The sequence below is a fragment of the Nocardia sp. NPDC052316 genome (assembly GCF_044547795.1).
Taxonomy (GTDB): Bacteria; Actinomycetota; Actinomycetes; order Mycobacteriales; family Mycobacteriaceae; genus Nocardia.
The window spans coordinates 156,297-179,794 of the sequence record NZ_JBIUBB010000008.1; the positions used below are offsets into that span (position 1 = coordinate 156,297).

Annotated in this window: 21 protein-coding genes; 7 read left to right on the top strand and 14 right to left on the bottom strand. The window is 66.0% G+C overall.

Annotation, left to right across the window (positions count from 1 at the left end; translation table 11 throughout):
- Nucleotides 1-32: 32 nt before the first annotated feature.
- Genes ACIHA7_RS35370 through ACIHA7_RS35395 form a run of 6 tightly spaced genes read right to left on the bottom strand, consistent with a single transcriptional unit; the run spans nt 33 to nt 5,693 of the window.
- Nucleotides 33-926 (bottom strand): aldolase, encoded by an 894-nt coding sequence (locus ACIHA7_RS35370; protein ID WP_397295761.1) that lies wholly within the window; start codon nt 924-926, stop codon nt 33-35.
- 32 nt (nt 927-958) lie between these two features.
- Nucleotides 959-1,897, bottom strand: coding sequence for a 5-dehydro-2-deoxygluconokinase (gene iolC / locus ACIHA7_RS35375; RefSeq protein ID WP_397295762.1), 939 nt, complete (start codon nt 1,895-1,897; stop codon nt 959-961).
- 28 nt (nt 1,898-1,925) lie between these two features.
- Nucleotides 1,926-2,720 carry an ATP-binding cassette domain-containing protein gene (locus tag ACIHA7_RS35380; RefSeq protein ID WP_397295764.1) on the bottom strand — a complete coding sequence of 265 codons (795 nt, stop codon included), beginning with the start codon at nt 2,718-2,720 and terminating at the stop codon, nt 1,926-1,928.
- Complete coding sequence (locus ACIHA7_RS35385) at nt 2,717-3,769, bottom strand: ABC transporter permease (RefSeq protein ID WP_397295765.1); 1,053 nt, start codon at nt 3,767-3,769, stop codon at nt 2,717-2,719. Before ACIHA7_RS35385 ends, ACIHA7_RS35380 begins: the two co-directional genes overlap by 4 nt.
- Before the next feature lie 18 nt (nt 3,770-3,787).
- Nucleotides 3,788-4,792: a sugar ABC transporter substrate-binding protein gene (locus ACIHA7_RS35390; RefSeq protein ID WP_397295767.1), complete on the bottom strand. Its 1,005-nt coding sequence runs from the start codon at nt 4,790-4,792 to the stop codon at nt 3,788-3,790.
- A 10-nt stretch (nt 4,793-4,802) separates the two neighbouring features.
- The gene (locus ACIHA7_RS35395) at nt 4,803-5,693 is read right to left on the bottom strand and encodes a TIM barrel protein (RefSeq protein WP_397295768.1); all 891 of its coding nucleotides are present in this window, start codon (nt 5,691-5,693) and stop codon (nt 4,803-4,805) included.
- 263 nt (nt 5,694-5,956) lie between these two features.
- Here ACIHA7_RS35395 and ACIHA7_RS35400 point away from each other — a divergent pair, with 263 nt between their 5' ends.
- On the top strand, nt 5,957-6,961 hold the full coding sequence (locus ACIHA7_RS35400; protein WP_397295770.1) for a LacI family DNA-binding transcriptional regulator: 1,005 nt from the start codon (nt 5,957-5,959) through the stop codon (nt 6,959-6,961).
- A 61-nt stretch (nt 6,962-7,022) separates the two neighbouring features.
- Nucleotides 7,023-8,042, top strand: a complete 1,020-nt coding sequence (locus tag ACIHA7_RS35405) for a Gfo/Idh/MocA family oxidoreductase (RefSeq protein ID WP_397295771.1) — start codon at nt 7,023-7,025, stop codon at nt 8,040-8,042.
- A 181-nt stretch (nt 8,043-8,223) separates the two neighbouring features.
- Here ACIHA7_RS35405 and ACIHA7_RS35410 read toward each other — a convergent pair whose 3' ends face one another.
- Complete coding sequence (locus ACIHA7_RS35410; RefSeq protein WP_397295773.1) at nt 8,224-8,994, bottom strand: HNH endonuclease; 771 nt, start codon at nt 8,992-8,994, stop codon at nt 8,224-8,226.
- Nucleotides 8,995-9,459: 465 nt separating this feature from the next.
- Here ACIHA7_RS35410 and ACIHA7_RS35415 point away from each other — a divergent pair, with 465 nt between their 5' ends.
- Nucleotides 9,460-9,960, top strand: a complete 501-nt coding sequence (locus ACIHA7_RS35415) for an endonuclease domain-containing protein (protein ID WP_397295774.1) — start codon at nt 9,460-9,462, stop codon at nt 9,958-9,960.
- 109 nt (nt 9,961-10,069) lie between these two features.
- On the opposite strand, the gene ACIHA7_RS35420 is transcribed toward ACIHA7_RS35415, so the two are convergent.
- The 4 genes from ACIHA7_RS35420 to ACIHA7_RS35435 all read right to left on the bottom strand — a co-directional run bounded on the left by ACIHA7_RS35420 (nt 10,070) and on the right by ACIHA7_RS35435 (nt 15,382).
- On the bottom strand, nt 10,070-11,248 hold the full coding sequence (locus tag ACIHA7_RS35420; protein ID WP_397295776.1) for an McrC family protein: 1,179 nt from the start codon (nt 11,246-11,248) through the stop codon (nt 10,070-10,072).
- A gap of 2 nt (nt 11,249-11,250) precedes the next feature.
- Entirely contained in the window at nt 11,251-12,207 is a 957-nt protein-coding gene (locus ACIHA7_RS35425) for an McrB family protein (protein ID WP_397295778.1), read from the bottom strand.
- A 340-nt stretch (nt 12,208-12,547) separates the two neighbouring features.
- Nucleotides 12,548-13,966 (bottom strand): VWA domain-containing protein, encoded by a 1,419-nt coding sequence (locus ACIHA7_RS35430; protein ID WP_397295780.1) that lies wholly within the window; start codon nt 13,964-13,966, stop codon nt 12,548-12,550.
- Nucleotides 13,967-14,503: 537 nt separating this feature from the next.
- Nucleotides 14,504-15,382: an AAA family ATPase gene (locus tag ACIHA7_RS35435; RefSeq protein WP_397295781.1), complete on the bottom strand. Its 879-nt coding sequence runs from the start codon at nt 15,380-15,382 to the stop codon at nt 14,504-14,506.
- A gap of 97 nt (nt 15,383-15,479) precedes the next feature.
- On the opposite strand from ACIHA7_RS35435, the gene ACIHA7_RS35440 reads away from it, so the two are divergent.
- The 3 genes from ACIHA7_RS35440 to ACIHA7_RS35450 all read left to right on the top strand — a co-directional run bounded on the left by ACIHA7_RS35440 (nt 15,480) and on the right by ACIHA7_RS35450 (nt 18,268).
- Nucleotides 15,480-15,896: a PPOX class F420-dependent oxidoreductase gene (locus ACIHA7_RS35440; RefSeq protein ID WP_397295782.1), complete on the top strand. Its 417-nt coding sequence runs from the start codon at nt 15,480-15,482 to the stop codon at nt 15,894-15,896.
- 576 nt (nt 15,897-16,472) lie between these two features.
- Nucleotides 16,473-17,687, top strand: coding sequence for a cation:proton antiporter (locus ACIHA7_RS35445; protein WP_397295784.1), 1,215 nt, complete (start codon nt 16,473-16,475; stop codon nt 17,685-17,687).
- A 287-nt stretch (nt 17,688-17,974) separates the two neighbouring features.
- Nucleotides 17,975-18,268, top strand: a complete 294-nt coding sequence (locus tag ACIHA7_RS35450; protein WP_135232572.1) for a hypothetical protein — start codon at nt 17,975-17,977, stop codon at nt 18,266-18,268.
- A 241-nt stretch (nt 18,269-18,509) separates the two neighbouring features.
- Here ACIHA7_RS35450 and ilvC read toward each other — a convergent pair whose 3' ends face one another.
- From ilvC to ACIHA7_RS35465, 3 genes are read right to left on the bottom strand one after another with little or no spacing between them, the layout of a single operon-like run.
- Entirely contained in the window at nt 18,510-19,646 is a 1,137-nt protein-coding gene (gene ilvC, locus ACIHA7_RS35455) for a ketol-acid reductoisomerase (RefSeq protein WP_397295964.1), read from the bottom strand.
- Between the two features lie 34 nt (nt 19,647-19,680).
- Nucleotides 19,681-20,184, bottom strand: a complete 504-nt coding sequence (gene ilvN, locus ACIHA7_RS35460; protein ID WP_107658505.1) for an acetolactate synthase small subunit — start codon at nt 20,182-20,184, stop codon at nt 19,681-19,683.
- Nucleotides 20,181-22,103 carry an acetolactate synthase large subunit gene (locus ACIHA7_RS35465; protein WP_397295786.1) on the bottom strand — a complete coding sequence of 641 codons (1,923 nt, stop codon included), beginning with the start codon at nt 22,101-22,103 and terminating at the stop codon, nt 20,181-20,183. Before ACIHA7_RS35465 ends, ilvN begins: the two co-directional genes overlap by 4 nt.
- Before the next feature lie 328 nt (nt 22,104-22,431).
- On the opposite strand from ACIHA7_RS35465, the gene ACIHA7_RS35470 reads away from it, so the two are divergent.
- Nucleotides 22,432-23,193 (top strand): PH domain-containing protein, encoded by a 762-nt coding sequence (locus ACIHA7_RS35470; protein ID WP_397295787.1) that lies wholly within the window; start codon nt 22,432-22,434, stop codon nt 23,191-23,193.
- Nucleotides 23,194-23,498 lie beyond the last annotated feature (305 nt).

Below are 23,498 nucleotides of genomic sequence, written 5' to 3' on the forward strand. Positions count from 1 at the left end.
CCCGCTTCGATTCATGACGGTCAACTCCGTAGTCATCGCGCCTCCTTCAGCATCTTGGCGGCCGCGTCGACGGCGGCGCCCACGTCACCGTCGGGCGGGTACAGCAGGGTCCGGCCGACGACCAGGCCGCGCACCACATCGTGCCCGAGGGCGCCGTCCCAGAACGCGAGGTCGGCGACCGGGTCGCCGGAGGGGGCTCCGCCGAGCACGACAACCGGCAGCGTCGTCGCATCGAGTACCGAGATATCTTGCGGCGCAGGGATCTTCAGCCAGGTGTAGGCGGAGGTGACGCCGAGGCCGGAGGCCACCGTGATCGCTCGGGACAGCGCGGGCGCGTCCTTGGCCATCACCAGCGCACCGGATTCGTCGCGGTGATACGGCAGCGGCTCGACCATGGCCATCAGCCCGTTCGCCGCGAGTTCGGAGACCGCCTGCGCGCAGGCCTGCAAGGTCGGTACCGTGCCCGCGTCCGAATCGACCAGGCGCAGCAGCATTTTGCCGCCGTCGAGGCGGAACCGGGCGAGCGAGTCCGCGTCGTAGCCGGTGAAGCGGTCGTCGATTTCCCATTCGGCGCCCGCCAGCCCGCCGCGGTTCATGGATCCGATGACGACCTTGTCGTCCAAGGCGTCCAACAGCAGCAGTTCCTCGACCACGTCCGGCGAGCCGAGCACGCCGTCGACGTCCGGGTGGGCCAGCGCGATCAGCAGCCGCTCCAGCAGCGTCCGCCGGTCGGCCATGGCGGTCAGGTCCGAGCCGACGCCGAGGGCGCCGCGGGCCGGGTGGTCCGCGGCGACCAGGAACAGCGTGTCCTTGTCCGCCAGCAGATTCGAGCGGCGGACGCGTTTCGCATAAGCCCGTTCGACCGCCGCCGGGTCCGTCGCGCGGACGCGCAGCAGCTCACGCCAGCGTTCGTGGGTCAAATGCACGGTAGGTTCTCCGTTTCTGTCTCGTGCGCCGCTCAGCGGCACAGCAGTTCCTCGATCTCCGAATCCGTCGGCATGGCGTCCGCGCACGCCAGCCGGGACGCCACCAGGGCGCCCGCGGCATTGGCGTAGGTGGCGATGCGGTGCGGATCCCAGCCCGCGAGCAGGCCGTGGATCAGCGCACCGCCGAACCCATCGCCCGCGCCGAGTCCGCAGACCACCTCGACAGGGCACGGCGGCACCGTCCAGCGTTCGTCTTCGGTGGCCACCAGCACACCCTCGGCGCCGCGCTTGATCACCGCGAGGCGGACACCGCGCGCGAGCAGCCGGTCGGCGGCCGCGTCGGGATCGGCTGTCCCCACGGCGACTCGGACCTCGGCGCGGTTACCGACGACCACATTGACGCGGTCCACCATCCATCCGATCTCGGCTGCGGCCGTGTCGGCATCTGGCCAGAACATCGGCCGGTAGTCGAGGTCGAGCACGGTGTGTCCGCGGCGGTCGCGTCGTTCGAGGATGCGGCGTTGGGTGCTGCGTCCGGGTTCCGCGCTCACCCCGGTGCCGGTAACCCAGAGCAGCGGAACCGAATCCACGACATCCCACGGCACCTCGTCCTCGGTGAGGGTGAGGTCCGGTGCGATGGGCGCGCGATAGAACAGCAGCGGCGGGTCGGCGGGCGGCATCAGCTCGCAGAAGACCACGGGCGTCAGCAGATCCGGCGCCGTTCCCACGTAGTCGGCCGAGACACCGAAGTCCGTCAAGGCCGTTCGCACGTAGTCGCCGAAGCCGTCCGGGCCGACTTTCGTCAGTACGGCGCTGCGGCGGCCCAGTCGCGCGGCGGCGACCGCGACGTTGGTCGCGGTGCCGCCCAGGAACTTCGCGAAGGACTCGACCTCGGCCAGGCCGACCCCGCTCTGCTGCGGGTAGAGGTCCACGCCGACGCGTCCGATGGTCAAGGCTTCCAGGCCGGTCACGGCAACACCTTTCGCCGCGGCGAGCTGTTCATGACACGACCCGCTGCAGTTCGTGCTGCAGCGCGTCCAGTTCGGCGCCGCCCGCCATCTGCCGCGTGAGCTCGGACAGGTCGATCTCGTCCTTCTCGTACGAGCCGAGCATCGTGCCGCGTTTCAGCAGCAGGAACCGGTCGCCGACCGGGTAGGCGTGGTGCGGGTTGTGGGTGATCAGGATGACGCCGAGGCCCCGATCACGGGCTTGGACAACGTATTTGAGCACCACCCCGGCCTGCTTCACGCCGAGCGCGGCGGTGGGTTCGTCCAGGATCAGCACCTTGGCGCCGTAGTGCACCGCCCGCGCGATGGCAACGCATTGGCGCTGCCCGCCGGACAGCGTGCCGACCGGCTGCTCCATGTCGCGGATCTCGATCCCCATGTCCGCCAACCCTTGCCGGGCGATCTCGCGGCCCTTGCGGCGGTCGAGCAGCCGCAGGAAGCCGGTGGTCGGCTCCGAGCCCAGCACGAAGTTGCGCCAGACACTCATCAGCGGCACCACCGCGAGATCCTGATACACCGTCGCGATGCCGTGATCCAGAGCCATCCGCGGCGAGGACATCCGGACCGGCGCTCCGTCGATCCGCAACTCGCCGCGATCGTGCTGGTGCACCCCGGCCAGGATCTTGATGAGCGTGGACTTGCCCGCGCCGTTGTCGCCGAGGATGCAGGTGACCTGCCCGGCGTTGACCACGGTCGACACGTCCTGCAACGCGACGACGCCGCCGTAGCTCTTGCCGATGTCGACGGCTTCGATGAGGGGGGTCGACCCACTCGCTGGTGCACTCATCGGCGTACCCTTTCGGCTCGCTTCTGGAATCTGTTGTTGACCAACACCGCCGCCAGCAGCAGCACGCCGAGGAACAGCATGAACCAGTCACTGTCCCAGCGCGCGAACACGATTCCCTGACGCGCCATGCCGAAGATGAGGGCACCGATGGCGGCGCCGATCGCCGAGCCGAAACCGCCGGTGAGCAGGCAACCGCCAACGACGGCGGCGATGATGTAGTGCAGCTCGAGGCCCACCCCCTGGTTCGCCTGCACGCTGGCGAAACGCAGGATGCCGCAGGAGCCGACCACCCAGCCGGCGAACGCGGTGGTCATGAAGAGCACGATCTTCGTCCGGTCCGCGGGGACACCGACGGCCCGCGCGTTGGTCAGCGAGCCGCCGACCGCGAAGATCCAGTTGCCGAACTTGGTGCGCACCAACACGATCGCGGCGATCGCGGTCAGCACGATCCACCAGATCACCGAGGCTTGGATGCGCGCCTCGCCGATGTTCAAGGTCGAGGCGAAGACCCAGCCTGCCGAGTTGTAGCCGTCGGCGCTGCGAATCCCCGACACCTGAACGGTTCCGGTGACCAGCCGGGTCACGCCGAGGTTGAGACCTTGCAGCGCAAGGAAAGTACCGAGCGTGACGATGAAACTCGGTAAGCCGGTGCGCATCACGAGCCAGCCGTTGAACGCGCCGACCAGCAAGGCCAGCACCAGTGAGGCCAGCAGAGCGAACCAGACGTTCCAGCCCGCGTGCACCGCGAGCAGCGCGGTGACCAGCGCGGTCGACGCGGTCATCACACCGGCCGACAGGTCGAACTCACCGCCGATCATCAACAGCGCCACCGCGACCGCCATGATGCCGAGCGTCGACGAGTCGTCCAGCCAGGTGGCGATGCCCAGCGGGCTCAGGAACCGCTCGGTGATGATCGAGAAGAACACGAACACGAGCAGCGCGCCGAGCGCGGCACCGATCTCCGGGCGGACGACCAGCCGCTGCATCAGCGTCGGCCCCTGCGGTTGGGCGGCCGGTGCCGCCTCGGATGTTTCTGTCGCAACAGTCATTTCATCTACTCCCTGACCTCAGCGGGTGCCCTGCGCCACGAGCGCGGCGACGGCATCGACGTTGTCCTTGTCGACGAAGGCCGGACCCGTCTGCACCGGTGCGCCACCACCGACGGTGTTCAGGTTCGTCCGATAGGCCTGCAGCAGCACCACCGGCAGGTAGCCCTGCTCGTACTGCTGCTGGTCGACGGCGAACAGCAGCTTGCCCGCCCGGATGGCTTCGACCACATCGGTATTGAGGTCGAACGTCGCGACCGTCGCGCCGGACTGCGATTCCTTCACCCCGTCCACCGCACGCGCGGCGACCTGCGAATTCAGCGTCAGCACCGCGTCGATGGTCTTGTCGGCCTCCAGCGCGCCCTTGATACGAGACTGCGCGTCGGTCGGGTTGTTGATGTCGACCTGCAGCGTCGTGCCGTTGCCGAACGCTTTGGTCGCGCCGTCGCACCGCTGGGTAGCGCCGATATTGCCCGCCTCGTGGATGACGCAGAGCAACTTGGTCTTCTTGGCATCGGCCAGTCGCTTGCCTGCCGCCTGCCCCGCCAGCGACTCACTCTGTCCCACATGGCCGATGGCACCGTACTTGACGCTCTCGTTCTCGCCGGAGTTGATGGTGACCACCGGAATGCCGGCGGTGACGGCCTTCTCGATCGAGGGGCGCAACGCGTCCGGGTTGGCCATCGAGACGACGAGCCCGTCCACGCCCTGTGCCACCGCGTTGTCGATGAGCTTGGCCTGCTGGCCGGGGTCACCGGCCGAGTTGTACTCGACCCGGACGCCGAGATCCTTGGCCGCCGCCTCCGCGCCGTTCTTGACGACGTTCCAGAAGGCATCGCCGGGGCTGCCGTGCGTGACCACCGCGACGGAGTTCAGTTTTCCCGCGGCCACCGGCGAGTTGGTCGGGGCAGGCACGTCGGCGCCCGGTCCGCTACAGGCGGCCAGCACCGTGGCGGCCGCGAGCCATGGCAGCAAGCGACGCGATCGCTGCCATCCTCGGCCGAGTCGTAGAGACATCGTTGTCATCACTTCCCCACTAGATTCGTGCGGCCACGAGGCCCGCGAGGTGCCGCAGGCTGCGTTCGGTATCTCGGCTCGGCAGCTCCGCCGAGTCGGTCGGTTGCAGGGCGGTGTCCTGCTCCAGCACATACCAGCCCCGGTATCCGGCGGCGTGCATGCTGCCGACCAGGGCGGCGATGTCGACATCGCCTTCGCCCAGCGGGGCATACAGGCCGCGCCGTACCGCCTCGCTGTATTCGACTGTGCCGCCACGCACTTCGTCGGCGACCTTCTTGCGCACGTCCTTAAGGTGAATGTGCCCGATGCGATCGGCGTGTCGCTGTGCGAGCAGCACCGGGTCGGTGCCGCCGATCAGCAGGTGGCCGGTGTCGAGGCAGAGGTCGAGATCGGAGTCGGCAAGGAAGCGTTCGACTTCGGGCTCGGTCTCCACCTGCGTGCCGACGTGCGGATGCAGCACCGTGCGCAGCCCGCATTCGGCGGCGACGTCGCGGACCGCGGCGCACGTGTCGATGAGCGTGCGCCACTCGTCCGCGCTGAGCGGCGGGCGCGCGTCGTAACCACCGAGGCCGGTCGCGGCGGCGAGCACCAGCACGTCGGCGCCGGCCGCCGCGAACAACGCGGCGGTCTCCTTCGCCGCCGCGATCGCCTGCTCCGGCTCCGCGTGCAGCACCTGCGCCAGGAACCCACCCACCGCTGTCATGCCGAATGTCGCGAGCAGCGAACGTAACTCGTCCGGGTCGCGTGGCAGATAGCCGGGCGGGCCCAGTTCCGTCGCGGACAAGCCGAGTGCGGCCATCTCCGAGAGCACGGTGCGCGCGTCGAGCACATGACCCCAGCCGGGAACTTCGCACACTCCCCAGGAGATGGGGGCGGCCGCGATGCGCAGCGGGTAGAGCGGTTCGGTCATCAGGACTTCTCCGACCTTCGATGTCGAGTTGGAGCGCTCCAAGCGATTGGAGCGCTCCAACTATGTAACGTGGGTCATAGCGTGTCAAGAGGTTCCGCGTTGTCCAGAATATCGCTACTACCAGGTAATATCCGCGCTTCCAGCAGATACGTCAGGAAACTCGACAACGAAGAATGTCGGATTAGAGCGCTCTATTGATTAGCGCGCGCCGACCTTGTAACGTCCGACACGGCACGGCTCATCGAACGCGGAACGGAGGCGACATGGCGCGACCCACCATGGAAGACGTCGCCGAACGCGCCGGCGTCTCCCGCGCCCTGGTCTCGCTCGTCATGCGCAACTCACCGAAGGTCAGCGATCATCGGCGCCGCGCCGTGCTGGCGGCCGCGAAAGACCTCGGCTACCAGCCGCACATCATGGCCCGCTCGCTGGCCAGCCGAACCTCGAACATCGTCGGTGTCATGGTCTCCGACCTGCGCAACGCCTTCTTCGCCGACGTCGTCGAGGGAATGGACACCGCCGCACAGGAATCCGGCCTGGAGCTGATCCTCAACACCGGCCGCCGCAGCGCCGCTCGCGAACGCACCGCCTTGGAAAGCCTGCTCGCCTTTCGCCCCGGCGGCATCATCCTGCTCTCCCCCATCCTGCCCGCCGCCGCCATTCGCGATGCGGCACAACAGGCTCCGCTGGTGCTGGTGTCGCGCACCACCGCGATCACCGACGTCGACACCATCAACGACGATGGCGAAACAGGTGCCGCGCTCGCCGTCGATCACCTTGCCTCCCTTGGCCATCGGCGCATCGTGCACCTGGACGGCGGCACCGCGTTCACCGCGGCCCCCCGCCGCAGGGGCTATCGCGCCGCGATGGAACGGCACGGCCTCGAACCGATGGTCATCCCGAGCGAACACACCGACTCCGCGGGCCTGGCCGCCGTCCAGAAACTCCTCAACCTCTTCACCCGCGACAACTTCCCCACCGCCCTGGTCTGCGGCAACGACTTCAACGCCGTCGGCGCCATGTCCGCACTGGAAGAAGCCGGCCTACGCGTCCCCGACGACGTCTCCATAGTCGGCTACGACAACACCTCCCTGGCCGCACTCCGTCACGTCTCCCTCACCACCATCGACCAGCCGCGCGTCCAAATGGGCCGACTGGCCGTCGAAGCTTTAGTCGAACGCCTGCGCGCCGACCGCACCGCCCCGGTCCGTCGCCGCCTCCAACCGTCCCTCGTCGTCCGCGCGACCACGAGCACCCCCACCCACTGAAACTCACACTGCCCCGGGCAGTTCCCCACCGCACGTCGAGATTTCACCAGGAGGAAAGTCGATGACATCCCACAAAGCCGTCACCCTCGGCCTCGCAGGCACCGGCCGCATCGGCACCTCCCACGCCGAAACCCTCAAAAACCTCCCCAACGTAGCCAACGTCCTCGTCGCCGACGCCGACCCCGACCGAGCCCGCACCACCGCCACCAAACTCGGCCTCGAATTCACCCCCGACCTCGACACCCTCTTCGACGCCGACCTGGACGGCCTCATCATCGCCACCGCCACCGACTCCCACCCCGAACTCATCTGCCGCGCCGTCGACGCAGGCCTCCCCGTCTTCTGCGAAAAGCCGGTAGCCGCCGACCTCGAAGGCACCCTCACCGTCCTCAACCACATCCAAAATTCCCCCGTCCCAGTCCAAATCGGCTTCCAACGCCGCTTCGACGCCGGCTACCAAGCCGCCCGCCAAGCCATCACCTCCGGCTCCCTCGGCTGGCTGCACACCCTCCGAGCCACCACCCTCGACCCCACACCCCCGCCCGCCGACTACATCCCTCGCTCCGGTGGCATCTTCCGCGACTGCGGAGTCCACGACTTCGACATCATCCGCTGGGTAACCGGCCGCGAAATCGTCTCGGTGTACGCCACCGGATCCAACCGCGGCGAACCCTTCTTCACCGACGCAAACGACGTCGACACCGCCGCAGTCCTACTCCGCCTGGACGACGACACCCTCGCCACCGTCTCCTTGACCCGCTACAACGGCGCAGGTTACGACGTCCGACTCGAAGCCCTCGGCTCCAAAGGCAACGCCATCGTCGGCCTGGACGACCGCGCCCCCTTAACCTCCGTTGAACCCGACTACATCCCCTCCACCTTCCCCGCGTACCCAGGTTTCATGGACCGCTTCCGTCGGGCATACACCGACGAACTGGTCGCCTTCGTGTCCGTAGTCAACGGAAACCTCGAAAATCCCTGCAGCCCAGCGGATGCTCTCGAAGCTTTCTATGTAGCCGAGGCCTGCGAACTCTCCCGCCGCGAAGGTCGACCAGTCCAGGTCACCGAAGTCCGCCGCTAGTCCTCGCTTCTGTCGCCGGCCGCAACACCAAGCGGTCGGCCCTCGAAGCCGAGAGCGGCGCTGCCGACTCGGGAACCCCAGCAGGTCGCTTCCACTGCGCAGCCATCGAACGCCGAACAACCCCGCCCGCGCCTGCGTGAGCACGGGCCGTTGGAGTCCAGATCTGCGATGACAGGAACGCTCAAGCAGTGCTGCTTGGCCTACGTAGCAGCGCTCGCAGCTCGTCGGGATGCAGCCACCGTCGTCCGGAGTGAATCATCCTGTGACAGTTGGAACACAGGAGGACCAGGTCAGACAACTTTGTCTTGGTCTCGCCGGAAACATGCAGCGGAATCACATGGTGAACCTCTATGTAACCCTGCCCGCGTTCCCCATACGTTGCCATGAAGTCGAACCCACACACCTCACAGTGGACCCGTTCTTCCGACTCCAGGAACGCCTTGATCTTCCTCTTCCGCAGCCGAGGGTCCCGCTCTCTGCGGAAGTATCGGGCCGCCAACAGCCGCCCCTCCCGGACCTCGACATCCTCCGGAAACGAAACGTCCACCCCGTCCCACTCGGCCCGCTCCACCAACTCACCCGCCGCTGCGGCCTGGCGAATAGCCTTCGCCGTCGCACGCATCTCGTCCGGCGAGTCCAGAAAATCATCCAGGACTTTGCGGTCGAGCTTGGACCCTCGCGTCTTCGCGCCCTGATGCCACGGAAGGCTCGTTTTCACATCCGCAGTCTTTCGCGAAACGCTACCTGCGCTTCTGAACTTCTCAGTCCTCCGCTCAGCCGGATGGATCGGCAAAGCACGGAGCAGCTCAGACAACTCAGCAGCACGCGGATCGTTCTCCCGAATCTGCTGCCAGTTGTCCGCCATCATCAGATCGCAGGCGAGGATCAACTCCTCCTGCGCCCAGTCAGGATCGCGCACCATGTGGGTCAGGTTAGCGTCGGCCTCCGACACATCCGGACATTGCGATCCCACCGATCCACTGAGGCCAGTTACTCACAACGCTGCCCCATCCACAGCTCGACTGTTTGGCCAGCACCATCGTTCTGTCGGACTGCGTCGTCGGCGCAGTCTCGGCGCATGGACCTCTATGGTGTCTGCTCTCGCGCACAGCTCATCGCCGATGGCGTGCCCGCAACGACAATCGACGACCGCTGTCGCCGAGGCACATACGTCCGTCTCCTGCCGCGCACATACTTGCTGGGCGCCCCGACCGGTTTGGCACGATGTGCGGCGATCGTGACATGGATCCCGACAGCCGCGTTGAGTCATCGAACGGCTGGATGGCTGCACAATATGCTGCCGGAGCCGACCGTCTTCGAGGCAACCGTCCCGACAAGAATGCACCGTCGAAGCCCAGACTGGCTGACTCTGTATCGCCGAGACCTACCCACCGATGCAGTGGAGGACAGCTGGGGTATGCCGACCGTGAACGCCGCACAAACCCTGATCGACTGCATTTCGGTCATGCCGGAGGAAGATGCCGCCCGTCTGGTCGACAGCCACGTCGACCGCTCTGTCGCGGCATCCGAACTCGTCCACCCGAGCCGATCAGGCAAACGAGGCTCGCCCGCGATGCGCAAGCAACTCCGTGAAGCGGCGCTGTACGCCGCGTCGGAACCGGAGCGACTGTTCGCGCGGGCACTCGCCAAACGTCGTCTGCATATGCTGGCCAACCACCGGGTCGGACCATACATATGCGACTTCGTCGATGAGCGGTCACACACCGTCGTCGAAGTCGACGGTCGCGAATTCCACAGCGAGCCAGAGGTATTCCGCCGTGACAGGCGGCGGCAGAACTGGCTGCAACTGCAGGGGTGGCTGGTACTCCGCTACGCCGCAGCAGACGTTTACACCGCGATCGATCGATGCGCGGACGAAGTGGTTTCGGTAGTTCGGGGGCGACGGCGCAACGCGTGACGGTCTAGGCGGACAGTTTTCCGTACGGAAGCCTGATACGAGGCATTTTATCTTCGAAACTGTCCGTGCAGGCCGGGACACTCCCGTACTCCTTGGGACTACCGCCCACTCACCGGTGCAGGATGGCTCCGGCCAATGAATCTATCTCCGCCAATAGCTGGTTCGGCGGCTTGGACAGATCGAGGGCGTGGCAGTGGATGGTGATGCCGCAGCTTCTGATCTCGTGGACTGTTGCCGGCTCGTTGCCCTTGGCGTAGATCAGGTGTCCTTCCGGTAAGTCCAGGACAGCGCAGTAGGCGAGCATTTGATAGAGGTCGGCTTCGGGGAAGCCTTTGGGTCTTTCCGCCTTGTACTTGGCGTCGACCACCGCGACCGGGATATCGTTGTCGTCGCACCAGACGAGGTCGGGGATGAACTTGATCCGGGATGCTTTGTCCAGATGGCGGCCGAACTGGACCTTCGGGTGCCCGCCGAACTGGCGCATGGCCATGCCGACCGCGCCGGTGACGAAATCCTCGTAGATGCGCCACATGTCGAACATGAAGCCGGATACCGCGAGAGATCCGTTCTGTTGATCGAAGGAACTGTTGTCGAGAATGACTTCGGACAGTCTGAGTAGGTCGTGGTAGCGGGCGTTGATCCGATCGAGGTGGCACTTCGGTGCTCGGCCCCGGTTGGGCAGCATCGTGATCTCGTCGAGCAGCCAACGGAGGCGGCCCAATTGCTGGCGTGCCCCGACACCGATGTCCGGGATGCTCAGCAACCGCAACGTCGCCAGCAGGATGACCTGATTCTCGAGGATGTCCGTGGTGAAATCGTCGTACTCGACGGCAATCGGCAGCGGCAGCCCATAGTTGCGCATGATCTGCTCTCGGAACTGGACCCGGCCGCGAACGACAGCCAGCGAATCCGACCTGGTGTGGTAGCCCTGGAGCAGCCCACCCTCGATGGCGCGGGAGGCGAGCCGCGAGAACGATTCAGCGACCGCCGGATACAACCCGGGAGCCTGGTCCAGGTGCACGAACTCCTCGCGCCAGATCGCGGGATTCGAACAGTATCCGACGAAGAAGAGGAGCCTGTTCAACTCGGTGATTTTCGGGCGCACGTTGATCTGGATATCGCGATACGTCACCGACCCCACCTTGCTACCCGGCTTGATGGAGTACTTCCCTGACGGGGTTCGAGTCACCTTAGCGATCCCGAGCTGGGACAGTGCCTCGTATTCGCTCGCCGACAGAGCGACCTTCTCTGACGAGCCGAACTCGATCAGATCAATCGGTGGCCGCACGATTATGCGCCCTGGCCACTATTTCGGCTGCTCACCAGTTCTCGGATCCTTTGCAAGGAGTACCGCTCGTGCACGTCGACACCGGGATCTCGGTAATGGAACTCCTCGAGCAGCGGCATCACTGACGTGTGCCAGGCGATATCTATGCCCTTCGGTGTGGTCGCCGCGGGCCGCATGAAGTACGACGGGCCGATCTTGAAGTCCCTGTCTTCGATCAGCCTGTTCAGCTCGTCCAGGAGCTCAGCGGCCTCGGACGGATAGCCCCGATCCGCCAACCACCGACGCAGGATTCCGTTGGTCGGCTCTTCCGACGGATGCAGGTGCACGAACGAAAACCGCCGTCGCATAGCGGAATCCATCGACGCGATCGAGCGATCGACCGTGTTCATCGTTCCTATGATCACGACATTCTTCGGCAGGTAGAACGTCTCTACCTTTTCCGAGTACAGCAGGTTGATACTTTCATCGCGGTACTCCAACAGGTAGTACAGCTCGCCGAAGATCTTCGACAGGTTGCCTCGATTGATCTCGTCGATGATCAGCGTGTACAACACACCGGGGTTCTGCCGAGCGTCCTCGGCAAGCAACCGTAGTGGCCCCTGATGAAGGCGATACGACACCTGGCCGTTGCTCGATCGCCCTGGTCGGAACCCTTCGAAGAAGTCTTCGTAGGAGTACGACGGATGGAACTGGACGACCTTGACGTTCTCCGCGCTGGACAGGTGTTCGGCGAGCGCCTTCGCCAGGTAGGTCTTCCCGGTTCCCGGCGGGCCGTAGAAGATCAGCTGCGGTCGATCCTCGAGCAGGTCGATGCATTGCTGGAGCCACGTCTTCGACATGAAAAGGCGTTTCGCGAGTTCTTCTGTCGCAGCAGGGAACTCGGGTTCGACCTCGTCGATGGACGGCTGCGTCCGTTTACGGCCCCAGGTTATACCGAACGCATCTCTGAACACGTCCATCAGCTCAGCGGCGTTTTCGAGAGTGAGCTGTAGCGACTGGCTGCTCTTCGGATCTGATTCCCGCTTGTTCGAACCGAAAGTCGACAGGTGCACCAACGGACGCCCATCAGTGTCCGGGATCACCTGGTATCGACAGCTGACCTCGTCCTCAGGTTTGTGCGGTCTGATGTTCTGCGACCCCTGTACGATCTCGCGAATCCGTGCCATTCAAGACTCCCTGCTGCCCCACGCTTGATAGTGGACGTCGCGACCTCCATCGGAACGTTCCAATGCGGCCCAGACTAGCGCCGGCCTCCGACAATCTGAGGTAGACACGACTGCTCGGATCCAGGTGCAGCGCTTACGCCGGTAGCAGGCGCGCCACAACCTCCGCTAACTGCTTGACGTTGCGGCACTCGTGCATGGTGACGTGTTCGGCGTAGACGTTGGCGGCGGAGTCGCCGGTGGACCAGGAGCGGGAGGGTTCTGGGTTGAGCCAGTAGGCGTGTTTGGCTTTGTCGCACATTGCCTGCAGCGCATCGAGATTCGGGGCGGTGCGGTTGGTGCGGGCGTCGCCGAGGATGAGGAGGGAGGTTCGGGGGCCTAGGGCGTCGAGGTAGTTGTCGAGGAAGCCTTGTAGGGCTTCGCCGTAGTTGGAGCTGCCGTAGCGGGCGACGTCGGAGTTGCGGATTATGTGGGCGGCTAGGCCGGGGGTTGGGAGTTCACCTGGGGTGAAGAAGTCGGTGATTTCGTCGCAGGTGTCTATGAAGCCGAAGCTGCGGACCTTGGTGAATTGGTCTTGGAGAGCCTGGATGAGTTGGAGGGTGAATTCGGCGAAGCCGGTTACCGAGCCGGAGAGGTCGGCTAGGACTACCAGGTCGGGGCGGGCGTGTTTGCGGGAGCGGAGGACGGGGGTGATGGGGACGCCGCCGGTGGACATGGAGCGGCGGAGGGTGCGGCGCATGTCGATGTGGCCGCGGATGGATTTGCGGCGGCGGGCGGATAGGCGGGTGGCTAGTTTGCGGGCGAGAGGGTTTACCAGGCGGCGCATTTCGGCTAGGTCTTGTTCGCGGGCGCCTAGGAAGTCGATCTGGTCGGGGCTGGATTCGACGCCGCGGCGGGCGATGTATTCGGTGCCGCGGAGTTGGGCGGAGCGTAGGCGGGCTTCGGTTTGGACGGCGGTGCGGAATTGGGTGAGGCGGCGGTTGGCTTCGATGGTGCGGACCGCATTGTCGAGAGGGGATGTGCTGGTTGTGGCTGCGGTGATGCGGTCGATGAGGTCTTCTGTGCGTAGGGATCTCATGGTCAAGTAAGAGGACCAGCCAGCGCCGGAGGCGGTGGTGACGGGGGGTGAGGTTTGGCCGGTGCCTGCTCCGCCGTAGGCGCCGAGTTGGGTGAGGGCTTGGCGGGCCAGGTCGGCTGCGGCGGCTGGGTCGTCCTCGGTGAGGGCGGTGGTCAGGCGATCGCGAAGCGACTCAATGGATTCCGGTGTCGCGGGGGGTGCTTGTTGTGGCTGTTCGGTGGTCAAGAAGTAGAGATCGAAGAGTTGGTCGAAGACGGCGCGTTGGCCGTTGCGGCGCAGGAGGCATGCGGCCAGCCCGGAGCGTAGGCGATTTCGGTCGGATAGACCGAGGGCGAGCATTGTTTCGGCGGCGTCGATGGTTTCGCTGGGGCCTGCGGTGATTCCGTGGTCGCGGAGTAGGCCGACGAATTCGACGAGGCGGTCGGTGATCGTGTCAGGGGGCTGGTGGGCAACAGAGGAGCGGCGCGCAGGTGTCATGCCGCAGTCTCCTTTGGGGGCAGGGTGTTCGGCTCGGATAGCAAGAGGTCCTCGGTGACCATGGCGAAAAGCTCTTGCGGAGCAGTCGGGTCACAGCGCATCGACGTCATGCCGCTGTCCCCTGCCTGGCCGAGGTATTCGGAGCGGACAGCACGCGGCGGTCGGCGATCGTGTCGGATGGATGCGGTGGCGGCGTCGAGCTGCTAAGCGTCGGCGTCATGCCGCTGTCCCGTCCCGGGCCATGGCGTGCTGAACGGAGAACACGAGGTGGTCGCTGATCGTGTCGAAAGTTGTGGCGAAGCAGTTGAGCCACGACGCGTGGGTGGCACGCCGGTGCTTCTTCCCGTGCCGCAGAAGTCAGCATGGAACGCTGAGGCGGCAGACAGGCGCCTCCCCGACAAGGGCGACGCCCACAACCCGACGCCAGGGATCCAAGCCGAACCCGGTGATTCACTGATGCCCCGGTAGAGCGACGGATGTGCGCATAACCATGCAGATCCACGAGGCGGAGGGCGGGCCGCGGGACACGCCGGCCGTTCACTTCGCTGGCCCTTCGTCGGCATCCAAAGACAGACGCTCAGCCGCAATGCGATGGTCCGCTTGATATTTCAGCAGTACGCCGAGAGTGGAGCGGACAACACCGCCGGTCAGGGAGCGAGTGCCCAGCGCAACGAGAGTTCTTGCCCAGTCGACGGTTTCGGCGATGGACGGTGGCTTACGAAGGGACAGTTCGCGTAACGCGCCCACCACGCGGACCACGGGTTCGCCCAACGCCTCGTCCAGCTCCGGGACCCTCATGCGCACGATGGCACGCTCCAATTCGGCTGTGGGGTAGTCGATGTGGAGGTAGAGGCAGCGGCGCTTCAGGGCGTCGGAGAGGTCGCGGCTGGCGTTGGAGGTGACGAGGACGAACGGTTCGCGGGCGGCGGTGATGGTGCCGAGTTCGGGGATGCTGACCTGGTAGTCGCCGAGCACCTCGAGCAGTAGACCTTCCAGCTCCACGTCGGCCTTGTCGAGTTCGTCGATGAGCAGCACGGTGGGGTTGGGGTTGCGGATGGCGGCCAGGAGGGGGCGGGCGAGGAGGAACTCCTCGGTGAAGACGTGGTCGCGGGTGCTGTCCCAGCCTTCGCGCTCGGAGGTGATGCGGAGCAGTTGTTTGGCGTGGTTCCACTCGTAGAGGGCGCGGGCCTCGTCGATGCCTTCGTAGCACTGCAGCCGGACCAGGTCGGCGGTGGTCGCGGTGGCGACGGCTTTGGCGAGCTCGGTTTTGCCGACGCCGGCCGGCCCCTCGATCAGGAGGGGCTTGCCGAGGTGCCCGGCGAGGAAGACGGCGGTGGCGATATCGAGGGACGGGAGGTACCCGGCCTCGGTGAGCCGCTGCGTGACTTCGTCGACGGAGCCGAAGAACTTACTCATCAGTAGACAGTGTAGATCGCCCGGCTACCAGGCCCTCGTCTCGCGACCCGCCGGCGCGACTTGAACTGCACCGCACTCGAGGTTTTATGGTCTGCTCATGATCTTCACCGACGTCGAACGCGCTTACCTCAACGGCCAGGGGCTCGCCCGGCTTGCCACCGTATCCCCCAGCGGTGCACCGCAACTCGTCCCGCTGGCTTTTCGCCTCAACCCGGACGACACGATCGATATCAGCGGGCCGAATCACGCGGCGACACAGCGCTATCGGAACATCTTGAAGAACCCGAAGGTGAGCCTGCTGATCGACGACATGACGCCGGACGAACCCGGGGCGGTCAAACCAGGCTGGGGCCGCGGCGTCGAGATCCGCGGCGTGGTGGAGACGCTTACGTTGGACTCTCCACCGGTGGCCGAGTGGTTCTCCAACGATGTCATCCGGATCCACCCGCGCCGCATCAAAAGCTGGCACATCGACCCGGCAAACCCTGACGGCAGCACCCGCACCGTCGAGTAGCGGCCGAGCTCGGCCAACCCTGATGGTGGCCCGCGAAGCAGCGAGGCTCCCCCCGTACGGAAGGCGGCACCCGCACCGCCAAGTAGCAGCAAGGTTCGACCAATCCTGTTGGCCGCACCCACATCGCCGAGTCGCAGCAAGACTCGGCCAACCTAGTGGCGCACCCGCACCGTCGGGTAGCGGCAAGACTCGGCCAACCTCGCGGCGGCACCCACACCATCGGGTAGCGGCAAGACTCGGCCAACCTCGCGGCGGCACCCACACCATCGGGTAGCAACGAGGCTCCGCCAGCCTCGTCGTGGCATCCACACCACCGGATAACGGCGGGACTCCCCTGACCTCGCGCCGACACCCCATACCTCCGGGTACCGCCGAGACTCCGCCAACCTCATGGTGACACCCGCACCATCGCTAGCGGCAACGCGACAAGGCGGCCCTTGTCGCGTTGATCATGAACTCCTGAGCTGAACCGCCCACGACGCGTCGCCCCGAGTAAGCTCTCCGTTTGCTGTCAGCATGCCGGACAGCAATACATGGAGTTCGAGGGCCACCAGGGCTGTCCGAATCGGGAGACTCATGTTCACTGCGATCGCCGCGACGATGACAGTCATCCTGGTGTGGTCGTGCCTGTCGCGATCGATGGCGCGCTGGAAGGTGACCGCCCCGCTGGCCATGGTCGTGGTGGGCGCGCTGGTCAGCTGGGGCAGCGACCATTGGCTGGCCAACGCGGTCAACACCGACGCGGCGCAGCGGATCGTCGAATTCATCTTGGCGCTGTTCCTTTTCACCGACGCGACCGAGGTGCGCGACGGGCTGTCCGGTCGTCGGCACACGGGCATCTTCCGGCTGCTGTTCATCGCCTTCCCGCTGAGCCTCGCCGCCGCCTATCTGCTGGGATTCGCGCTGCTGCCGGGCGTTTCGTGGGCGGTGCTGCTGTTGATCGCATGCATCGTGATACCCATCGATCTGGTGCCCGCCCAGGCGATCGTGCGGGATCTGCGTGTGCCGGAACGGGTTCGGCATGCGCTCAATGTGGAGAGCGGGTTCAACGACGGGCTCGTCGCGCCGATCTTCCTGTTCGCGCTGGCGGCGGCGGAGGCAAGCGCCGAGTCGGATCAGGCGGTGCACGCGCTCGGGCAGGCGGTGCCCGCGGTGCTGAAATCGATAGTGATCGGCCTGGCGGTGGGCGCGTTGGCCGGGTACTGCATGTCGTTCGCCATCCGTAAACGGTGGACCGACGCGCGGGCGGTGCGCATCGGCACGATCGCGATCCCCGTGCTCACCTACAGCGTCGCGGTGTGGGTGGACGGCAACGGATTCGTTGCGGCGTTCCTCGCGGGCATCGCCTACAGCACCACCCGGCGCGAATTGCCTGGTGAGCCGCTGCAATCGACCGAGGACGTCGCCGAATTCTGTGGTCTGGCGATGTGGTTCGTGGTCGGCAATGTCGCGGCGGCCAGCTTCGGCTGGCTCAGTTGGCAAGTGTTCGTCTACGGTCTGCTCGCGTTGACGGTGGTGCGGTGCGTTCCGGTAGCGATCTCGTTGCTGGGCTCGCCTTTCACGCAGCGCGAACGGCTCATGCTTGGTCTGCTCGGGCCGCGAGGCGTGGCGTCGATCGTGTTCGCGCTGCTCGCCTTCAACGGACTGCACAAGGACGACGATGCGTACCTTGTGATCGGCGTGACCCTGGTGGTCGTCGTCGGCAGCGTCGTCCTGCACGGCATCGGCGCGCCGCTCACCGCGGAATACCTCGGAAAACGCCGCCGCGATAAAGCCATAGGCGACGTTTAGCATCTGTCGAAACTGCTGCCACCAGCACTCGGGCGCCGTTGTGTCAGTGGGGGTTAACCCCTAGTACCAAGGGTGGAAATCTTCGGCAGACCTGCCAACACCCGTGACCTTTCGGGCGAAATGCGTAAGAGTGAGACCGTGCAGTCGGTGCTGCGCCGGGCGGGTGCCCGCAAAGCAGCGGCGACACAGTCGATCCCGACCTGCCGACGAGGTGCGCTACGCCGCGTGGGCAGACCACAGCGGGGGATGGTGAACGAGCAGTTCACCGCAGAGTGAAAGGATCCACGTTGTTCTCCACAACCAAGTCCACGACTTCGCGCCGCATGCTGGCCCGAGTGGCTGTCGCCGGTGCGATCGTCGCGGTTCCGTTGACCGCCTTGGCCATTCCCGCATCGGCAGGCCCGAGCGTCGGCGTGCCCGGCGTCACCGACGTCCGGCATCCACACCACGATCGCAACTGCGACTTCGGCCCGTTCAAGAACTGGAGCTGCAACAACGGCCCGTTCGACCGCGGCCACCACGACGATCCGTTCTGGCAGTTCCGGCAGAACCGGCCGCACGGACTCTTCGGCAGCAGCTAACGCAGCGCGCCCGGCATCGCTGTGGTGCCGGGCCGTTCCCTACCCACCGGCAGCCGCACACTTCCTGACCTCCCGCGCCGGCAACCGCATGCGATTTCGTATGCGTGACATCAGAAGGTTGACGCGGTGGCCATGCGAACTGCAACTCGGACCGCGTGGACGATCGCAACGCCGAGCCTGCGGCACCTACCGACGACAGCGGTCCGGCACCAACGGGTGCCGGACCGCTGTCGGTTGAAACTCAGGCGGTTTCGGTGATCGGCCGGTCGACCCAGCTCATCAGCCCGCGCAGCTTGGCGCCGGTGACCTCGATCGGGTGCTCGGCGTTGGCCTTGCGCAGACCCTCGAGCTCCTTGTTGCCACCCTCGACGTTGGCGACGAGTCGCTTGACGAAGCTGCCGTCCTGGATGTCCTTGAGGATGTCCTGCATGCGCTTCTTGGTGTCGGCGTCGATGACCCGCGGGCCCGACAGGTAGCCACCGAATTCGGCGGTGTCGGAGACCGAGTAGTTCATCCGGGCGATGCCACCCTCGTACATCAGGTCGACGATGAGCTTGAGCTCGTGCAGCACCTCGAAGTACGCCATCTCGGGCGCGTAGCCCGCCTCGACCATGACCTCGAAGCCGGTCTTGACCAGCTCTTCGGTACCGCCGCAGAGCACGGCCTGCTCGCCGAACAGGTCGGTCTCGGTCTCTTCCTTGAAGGTGGTCTTGATGACGCCGGCGCGGGCACCACCGATCGCCTTCGCGTAGGACAGGGCGAGCGCCTGGCCCTCACCCTTCGGGTCCTGGTCGACGGCGATCAGGGCGGGCACGCCCTTGCCGTCGACGAACTGACGGCGCACCAGGTGGCCGGGGCCCTTCGGGGCGACCATCGCGACGGTGATGAACTCCGGCGCCTTGATCAGGCCGAAGTGGATGTTGAGGCCGTGGCCGAAGAACAGCGCGTCGCCGTCCTTCAGGTTGGGCTCGATGTCGTTGGTGAAGATCGACGCCTGCGCGGTGTCGGGGGCCAGCACCATGATCACGTCGGCCCAGGCCGAAACCTCGGCCGGGGTGCCGACGGTCAGGCCCGCCTCTTCGGCCTTCGGCCGCGACTTCGAACCCTCCGCGAGGCCGACCCTGACCTCGACGCCGGAGTCGCGCAGGCTCAGCGAGTGCGCGTGGCCCTGGCTGCCGTAGCCGATGACAGCGACCTTGCGGCCCTGGATGATCGACAGGTCGGCGTCGTCGTCGTAGAACATCTCGACTGCCACTTGGTTGGTTCCCTTCTGGATTCTTCTGTGTAGGTCTGAAAGTCGCGTCCTGCCCCGGTTTTCACCAAAACGATGCGGCGCGATCCTCGCGTCGCGCCCACATCGGTTGCGGGCGCACGCTATTCAACTGTTCTGCTGCGGTCGGCCCTGGCCGGCGCTACCGCGTTGCCGTGATCGACTTCGGTCCGCGACCGACGGCCACCACACCGGACTGCACGATCTCCCGGATTCCGTACGGCTCCAGCATGCGCAGCAACGCGTCGAGCTTGGACCGGGTTCCGGTCGCCTCGACGGTGAGCGCGTCCGGCGAGACGTCGATCACTTTCGCACGGAAGAGCGTAACCGCCTCGATCACCTGGGTCCGCACGCTGGCGTCGGCGCGGACCTTCACCAGGATCAGTTCGCGGGCCACCGAGGTGTCGGAATCCTGCTCCACGATCTTGATGACGTTCACCAGCTTGTTGAGCTGCTTGGTGACCTGCTCGAGCGGCAGATCCTCGACGGTGACGACGATGGTCATCCGGGAGATCTCGGGAATCTCGGTGCCGCCGACCGCGAGCGACTCGATATTGAAGCCGCGGCGGGAGAACAGCGCCGCGACCCGCGCCAGCACGCCAGGCTTGTCCTCGACAAGCACGCTGAGCGTGTGCGTAGTACTCATTCCGTCACCTTGTTCTTCTCATGAGACATCGCTTCGTGGATGACGGCGGGCTCGGCGGCCTGCTCGTCGTCGTCGAACAGCGGGCGGATGCCGTGGGCGGCCATGATCTCGTCGTTGCTGGTGCCCGCGGCGACCATCGGCCACACCTGGGCGTCCTTGCCGACGATGAAGTCGATCACCACCGGCCGGTCGTTGATGGCCTGCGCCTCGCGGATCGCGGCCTCCACGTCTTCCTCGCGCTCGACCCGGATGCCGTGGCAGCCGAGGGCCTCGGCGAGCTTGACGAAGTCGGGGATGCGCAGGGTGTGCGTGCCGAGATCGGTGTTGGAGTAGCGCTCCTCGTAGAACAGCGTCTGCCACTGGCGGACCATGCCGAGGTTGCCGTTGTTGATCAGCGCGACCTTGATCGGCACGCCTTCCACGGCGCAGGTGGCCAACTCCTGGTTGGTCATCTGGAAGCAGCCGTCACCGTCGACCGCCCACACCTCTTTGTCCGGCGCGCCCATCTTGGCGCCCATGGCGGCCGGGACGGCGTAGCCCATGGTGCCGAGACCGCCGGAGTTCAGCCAGGTCCGCGGCTTCTCGTACTTGATGAACTGCGCGGCCCACATCTGGTGCTGGCCGACGCCCGCACAGTAGATGGCGTCGGGTCCGGCCAGGCGGCCGAGCGCGTCGATGACGAACTCGGGCGAGAGCGAGCCGTCGCTGGGGGCGGTCCAGCCGAGCGGGTAGCTCTTGCGGACACCGTCCAGGTACTTCCACCACTCGGTGAGGTCGAGCAGCGGGGACTTGGCGGCGGGATCGGCCTTGAGGGTCTCGATCAGCTCGATGATCACCTCGCGGCAGTCGCCCACGATCGGGACGTCCGCGTGCCGGTTCTTGCCGATCTCGGCCGGGTCGATGTCGGCGTGGATCACCCTGGCGTCGGGGGCGAACGAGTCGAGCTGGCCGGTCACCCGGTCGTCGAAGCGGGCGCCGAGGGTGATCAGCAGATCCGAGCGCTGCAGTGCCGCAACGGCTCCGACGGTGCCGTGCATGCCGGGCATGCCCATGTTCAGCTGGTGGCTGTCGGGGAACGCGCCGCGCGCCATCAGCGTGGTGACCACGGGGATGCCGGTCATCTCGGCCAGCTCGAGCAGCTCGGGCGAGGCGTCGGCCTTGATCACGCCGCCGCCGACGTAGAGCACGGGCGACTTGGCTTCCAAGATCATCCGGGCGGCCTCGCGCACCTGCTTGCCATGCGGCTTGGTCACCGGGCGGTAGCCGGGCAGGCGCATCTCCGGCGGCCAGCTGAAGGTCGTCTGCATCTGCAGCACGTCCTTCGGGATGTCGACCAGCACGGCGCCCGGCCGGCCGCTGGCGGCCAGGTAGAACGCCTCGGCGATGATGCGCGGGATGTCGACGCCCTCGGTGATGAGGAAGTTGTGCTTGGTGATCGGCATGGTGATGCCGGAGATGTCCGCCTCTTGGAAGGCGTCCGTGCCGATCAGTCCGCGGCCGACCTGGCCGGTGATCGCGACGATCGGCACCGAGTCCATCTGCGCGTCGGCGATCGGCGTGACGAGGTTGGTCGCGCCGGGACCCGAGGTGGCCATGCACACGCCGACCTTGCCGGTGGCCTGCGCGTAGCCGGTCGCGGCGTGCCCCGCGCCCTGCTCGTGGCGGACCAGCACGTGGCGCACCTTGGTCGAGTCGAACAGCGGGTCGTAGACCGGGAGAATCGCGCCGCCGGGAATGCCGAATACCGTGTCGACGCCGAGCTCCTCGAGCGACCGGACGACCGACTGCGCGCCGGTGACCCGCTCGGGCGGGACCTGGCGGCGGTTGGCCGACGTCGTCGAGCTGCCAGTGCTCGGCTGATTAGCCGAAGGCGCTGGCCTGCGGGCCGATGGCCCGGGCCGTGCGGTAGGTGCACTCACCGTCTTCGTTCCTAACTGCTTGTCGTTCTGACCCCGGATTTGTGTCTGACATGCGGTGTCTTGCGACTCGCCCATGCCGGACATTCGTCCGAACACAAAAAAGCCCCCGTCAGCCCATGGCTGATCGAGGGTGGCGCGTCGCAACGCGAGCTGACGTATTCGACTCAGATAGTCAGGCTCAACGCTGGACGCGCCGGCCGATTACGAGAAGCTCGTTTCGATTCACGCGCATGACGGTATGTGTGCGTGAGCCGAAGAGTCAAACAGGTCCCATTATGTGGGATAGTGCGGCTGCTTGGGTCCTTCACCAGGATGCGAGGATGGTGGTGTGTCATCACCGCATCAGTCCGTGCCACCGGCTAAATCGTCCCACACCGCGCCCGAGGGATCGGACACGGGTGGCGGCTCGGCCGCCACTGTGATCCGCATCCCACGCCTGGCCTTCCTAGGTGTGTTCATCCTGTTCATGTGCGTGTTCTTCATGTTCGTCGGCTGGCCCGCCGGGCTGTGGTGGATGCTGCTGATTCCCGTGGCGGTGACCGTGTGGGTGCTGCGGACGCAGACGACGGTCTCCGAGGGTGGGCTGGATTTGCGGACCGTGTTCGGTTCGCGGCATCTGGACTGGTCTCAGTTGAAGGGGGTGCGTATCCCGAAGCGTGGATACGTGCGGGCCGATCTGGTCGACGGGACCGAGGTGAAACTTCCTGCGGTCAGCTACGACCGGGTGCGGGATCTGGCGATCGCGTCGCAGGGGCGGATTCCGGATCCGTATGCGGTGCCGCCGGCCGATGCCGGTGCGGCGAAATCGGGCGACGCGAGTGCAGCGGACTCCGAGGCGGTAGGCGCGACGGAGACGGGCGATGCGGACGCAACCATCGCCGGTGCGGGTTCGGCGAAGACGAGCGACGCGGCGACCGCCGACTCGGGAGCGCCCCAGAATGATGACGCACACACAACCACCGCCGACGCGACGGTGACGGAGCCCGGCACCCAGGGCACGACGGACGAGGCCGGGGCAGACCGCGACAACGGCGAAGCGTCCAGCAACTCTGCCGATGACACTCGTGGCAAGGACAGCGGCAAGCAGTAGTCGTACACACAAGAGCAGGAACAATCGCCGACGCTAGGATGTTGTCGGCGATGTGTCGGCAGACCGATCGCCGACTCACACAGCGCGGCCCGACGCCTCCGGCAACTCCGGTGACACCGTCAGCGTCGACGAGAACCACTCGCGGCGACATCGGCACGCGGCACGGACTGACACCGAGAACGGACCGGGACGACGGCCACGAGCCGCGCTGACCGGCAGGTCGGCCGATACCCACGCGAGAGTACCGTGGAGCGGCCGCCGAGCTGACTCTGCGCAGTCGCATCCCAGCCCCCCGCGACCAGACC

Bases quoted from the DNA above. Each gene is read 5' to 3' on its own strand.
- ACIHA7_RS35385 (WP_397295765.1), bottom strand. From the start codon at position 3,769: ATGACTGTTGCGACAGAAACATCCGAGGCGGCACCGGCCGCCCAACCG.
- ACIHA7_RS35390 (WP_397295767.1), bottom strand. From the start codon at position 4,792: ATGACAACGATGTCTCTACGACTCGGCCGAGGATGGCAGCGATCGCGT.
- ACIHA7_RS35400 (WP_397295770.1), top strand. From the start codon at position 5,957: ATGGCGCGACCCACCATGGAAGACGTCGCCGAACGCGCCGGCGTCTCC.
- ACIHA7_RS35440 (WP_397295782.1), top strand. From the start codon at position 15,480: ATGATCTTCACCGACGTCGAACGCGCTTACCTCAACGGCCAGGGGCTC.
- ACIHA7_RS35430 (WP_397295780.1), bottom strand. From the start codon at position 13,966: ATGACACCTGCGCGCCGCTCCTCTGTTGCCCACCAGCCCCCTGACACG.
- ACIHA7_RS35405 (WP_397295771.1), top strand. From the start codon at position 7,023: ATGACATCCCACAAAGCCGTCACCCTCGGCCTCGCAGGCACCGGCCGC.
- ACIHA7_RS35415 (WP_397295774.1), top strand. From the start codon at position 9,460: ATGCCGACCGTGAACGCCGCACAAACCCTGATCGACTGCATTTCGGTC.
- ACIHA7_RS35380 (WP_397295764.1), bottom strand. From the start codon at position 2,720: ATGAGTGCACCAGCGAGTGGGTCGACCCCCCTCATCGAAGCCGTCGAC.
- ACIHA7_RS35425 (WP_397295778.1), bottom strand. From the start codon at position 12,207: ATGGACGTGTTCAGAGATGCGTTCGGTATAACCTGGGGCCGTAAACGG.
- ACIHA7_RS35435 (WP_397295781.1), bottom strand. From the start codon at position 15,382: ATGAGTAAGTTCTTCGGCTCCGTCGACGAAGTCACGCAGCGGCTCACC.
- ACIHA7_RS35445 (WP_397295784.1), top strand. From the start codon at position 16,473: ATGTTCACTGCGATCGCCGCGACGATGACAGTCATCCTGGTGTGGTCG.
- ilvN (WP_107658505.1), bottom strand. From the start codon at position 20,184: ATGAGTACTACGCACACGCTCAGCGTGCTTGTCGAGGACAAGCCTGGC.
- ACIHA7_RS35395 (WP_397295768.1), bottom strand. From the start codon at position 5,693: ATGACCGAACCGCTCTACCCGCTGCGCATCGCGGCCGCCCCCATCTCC.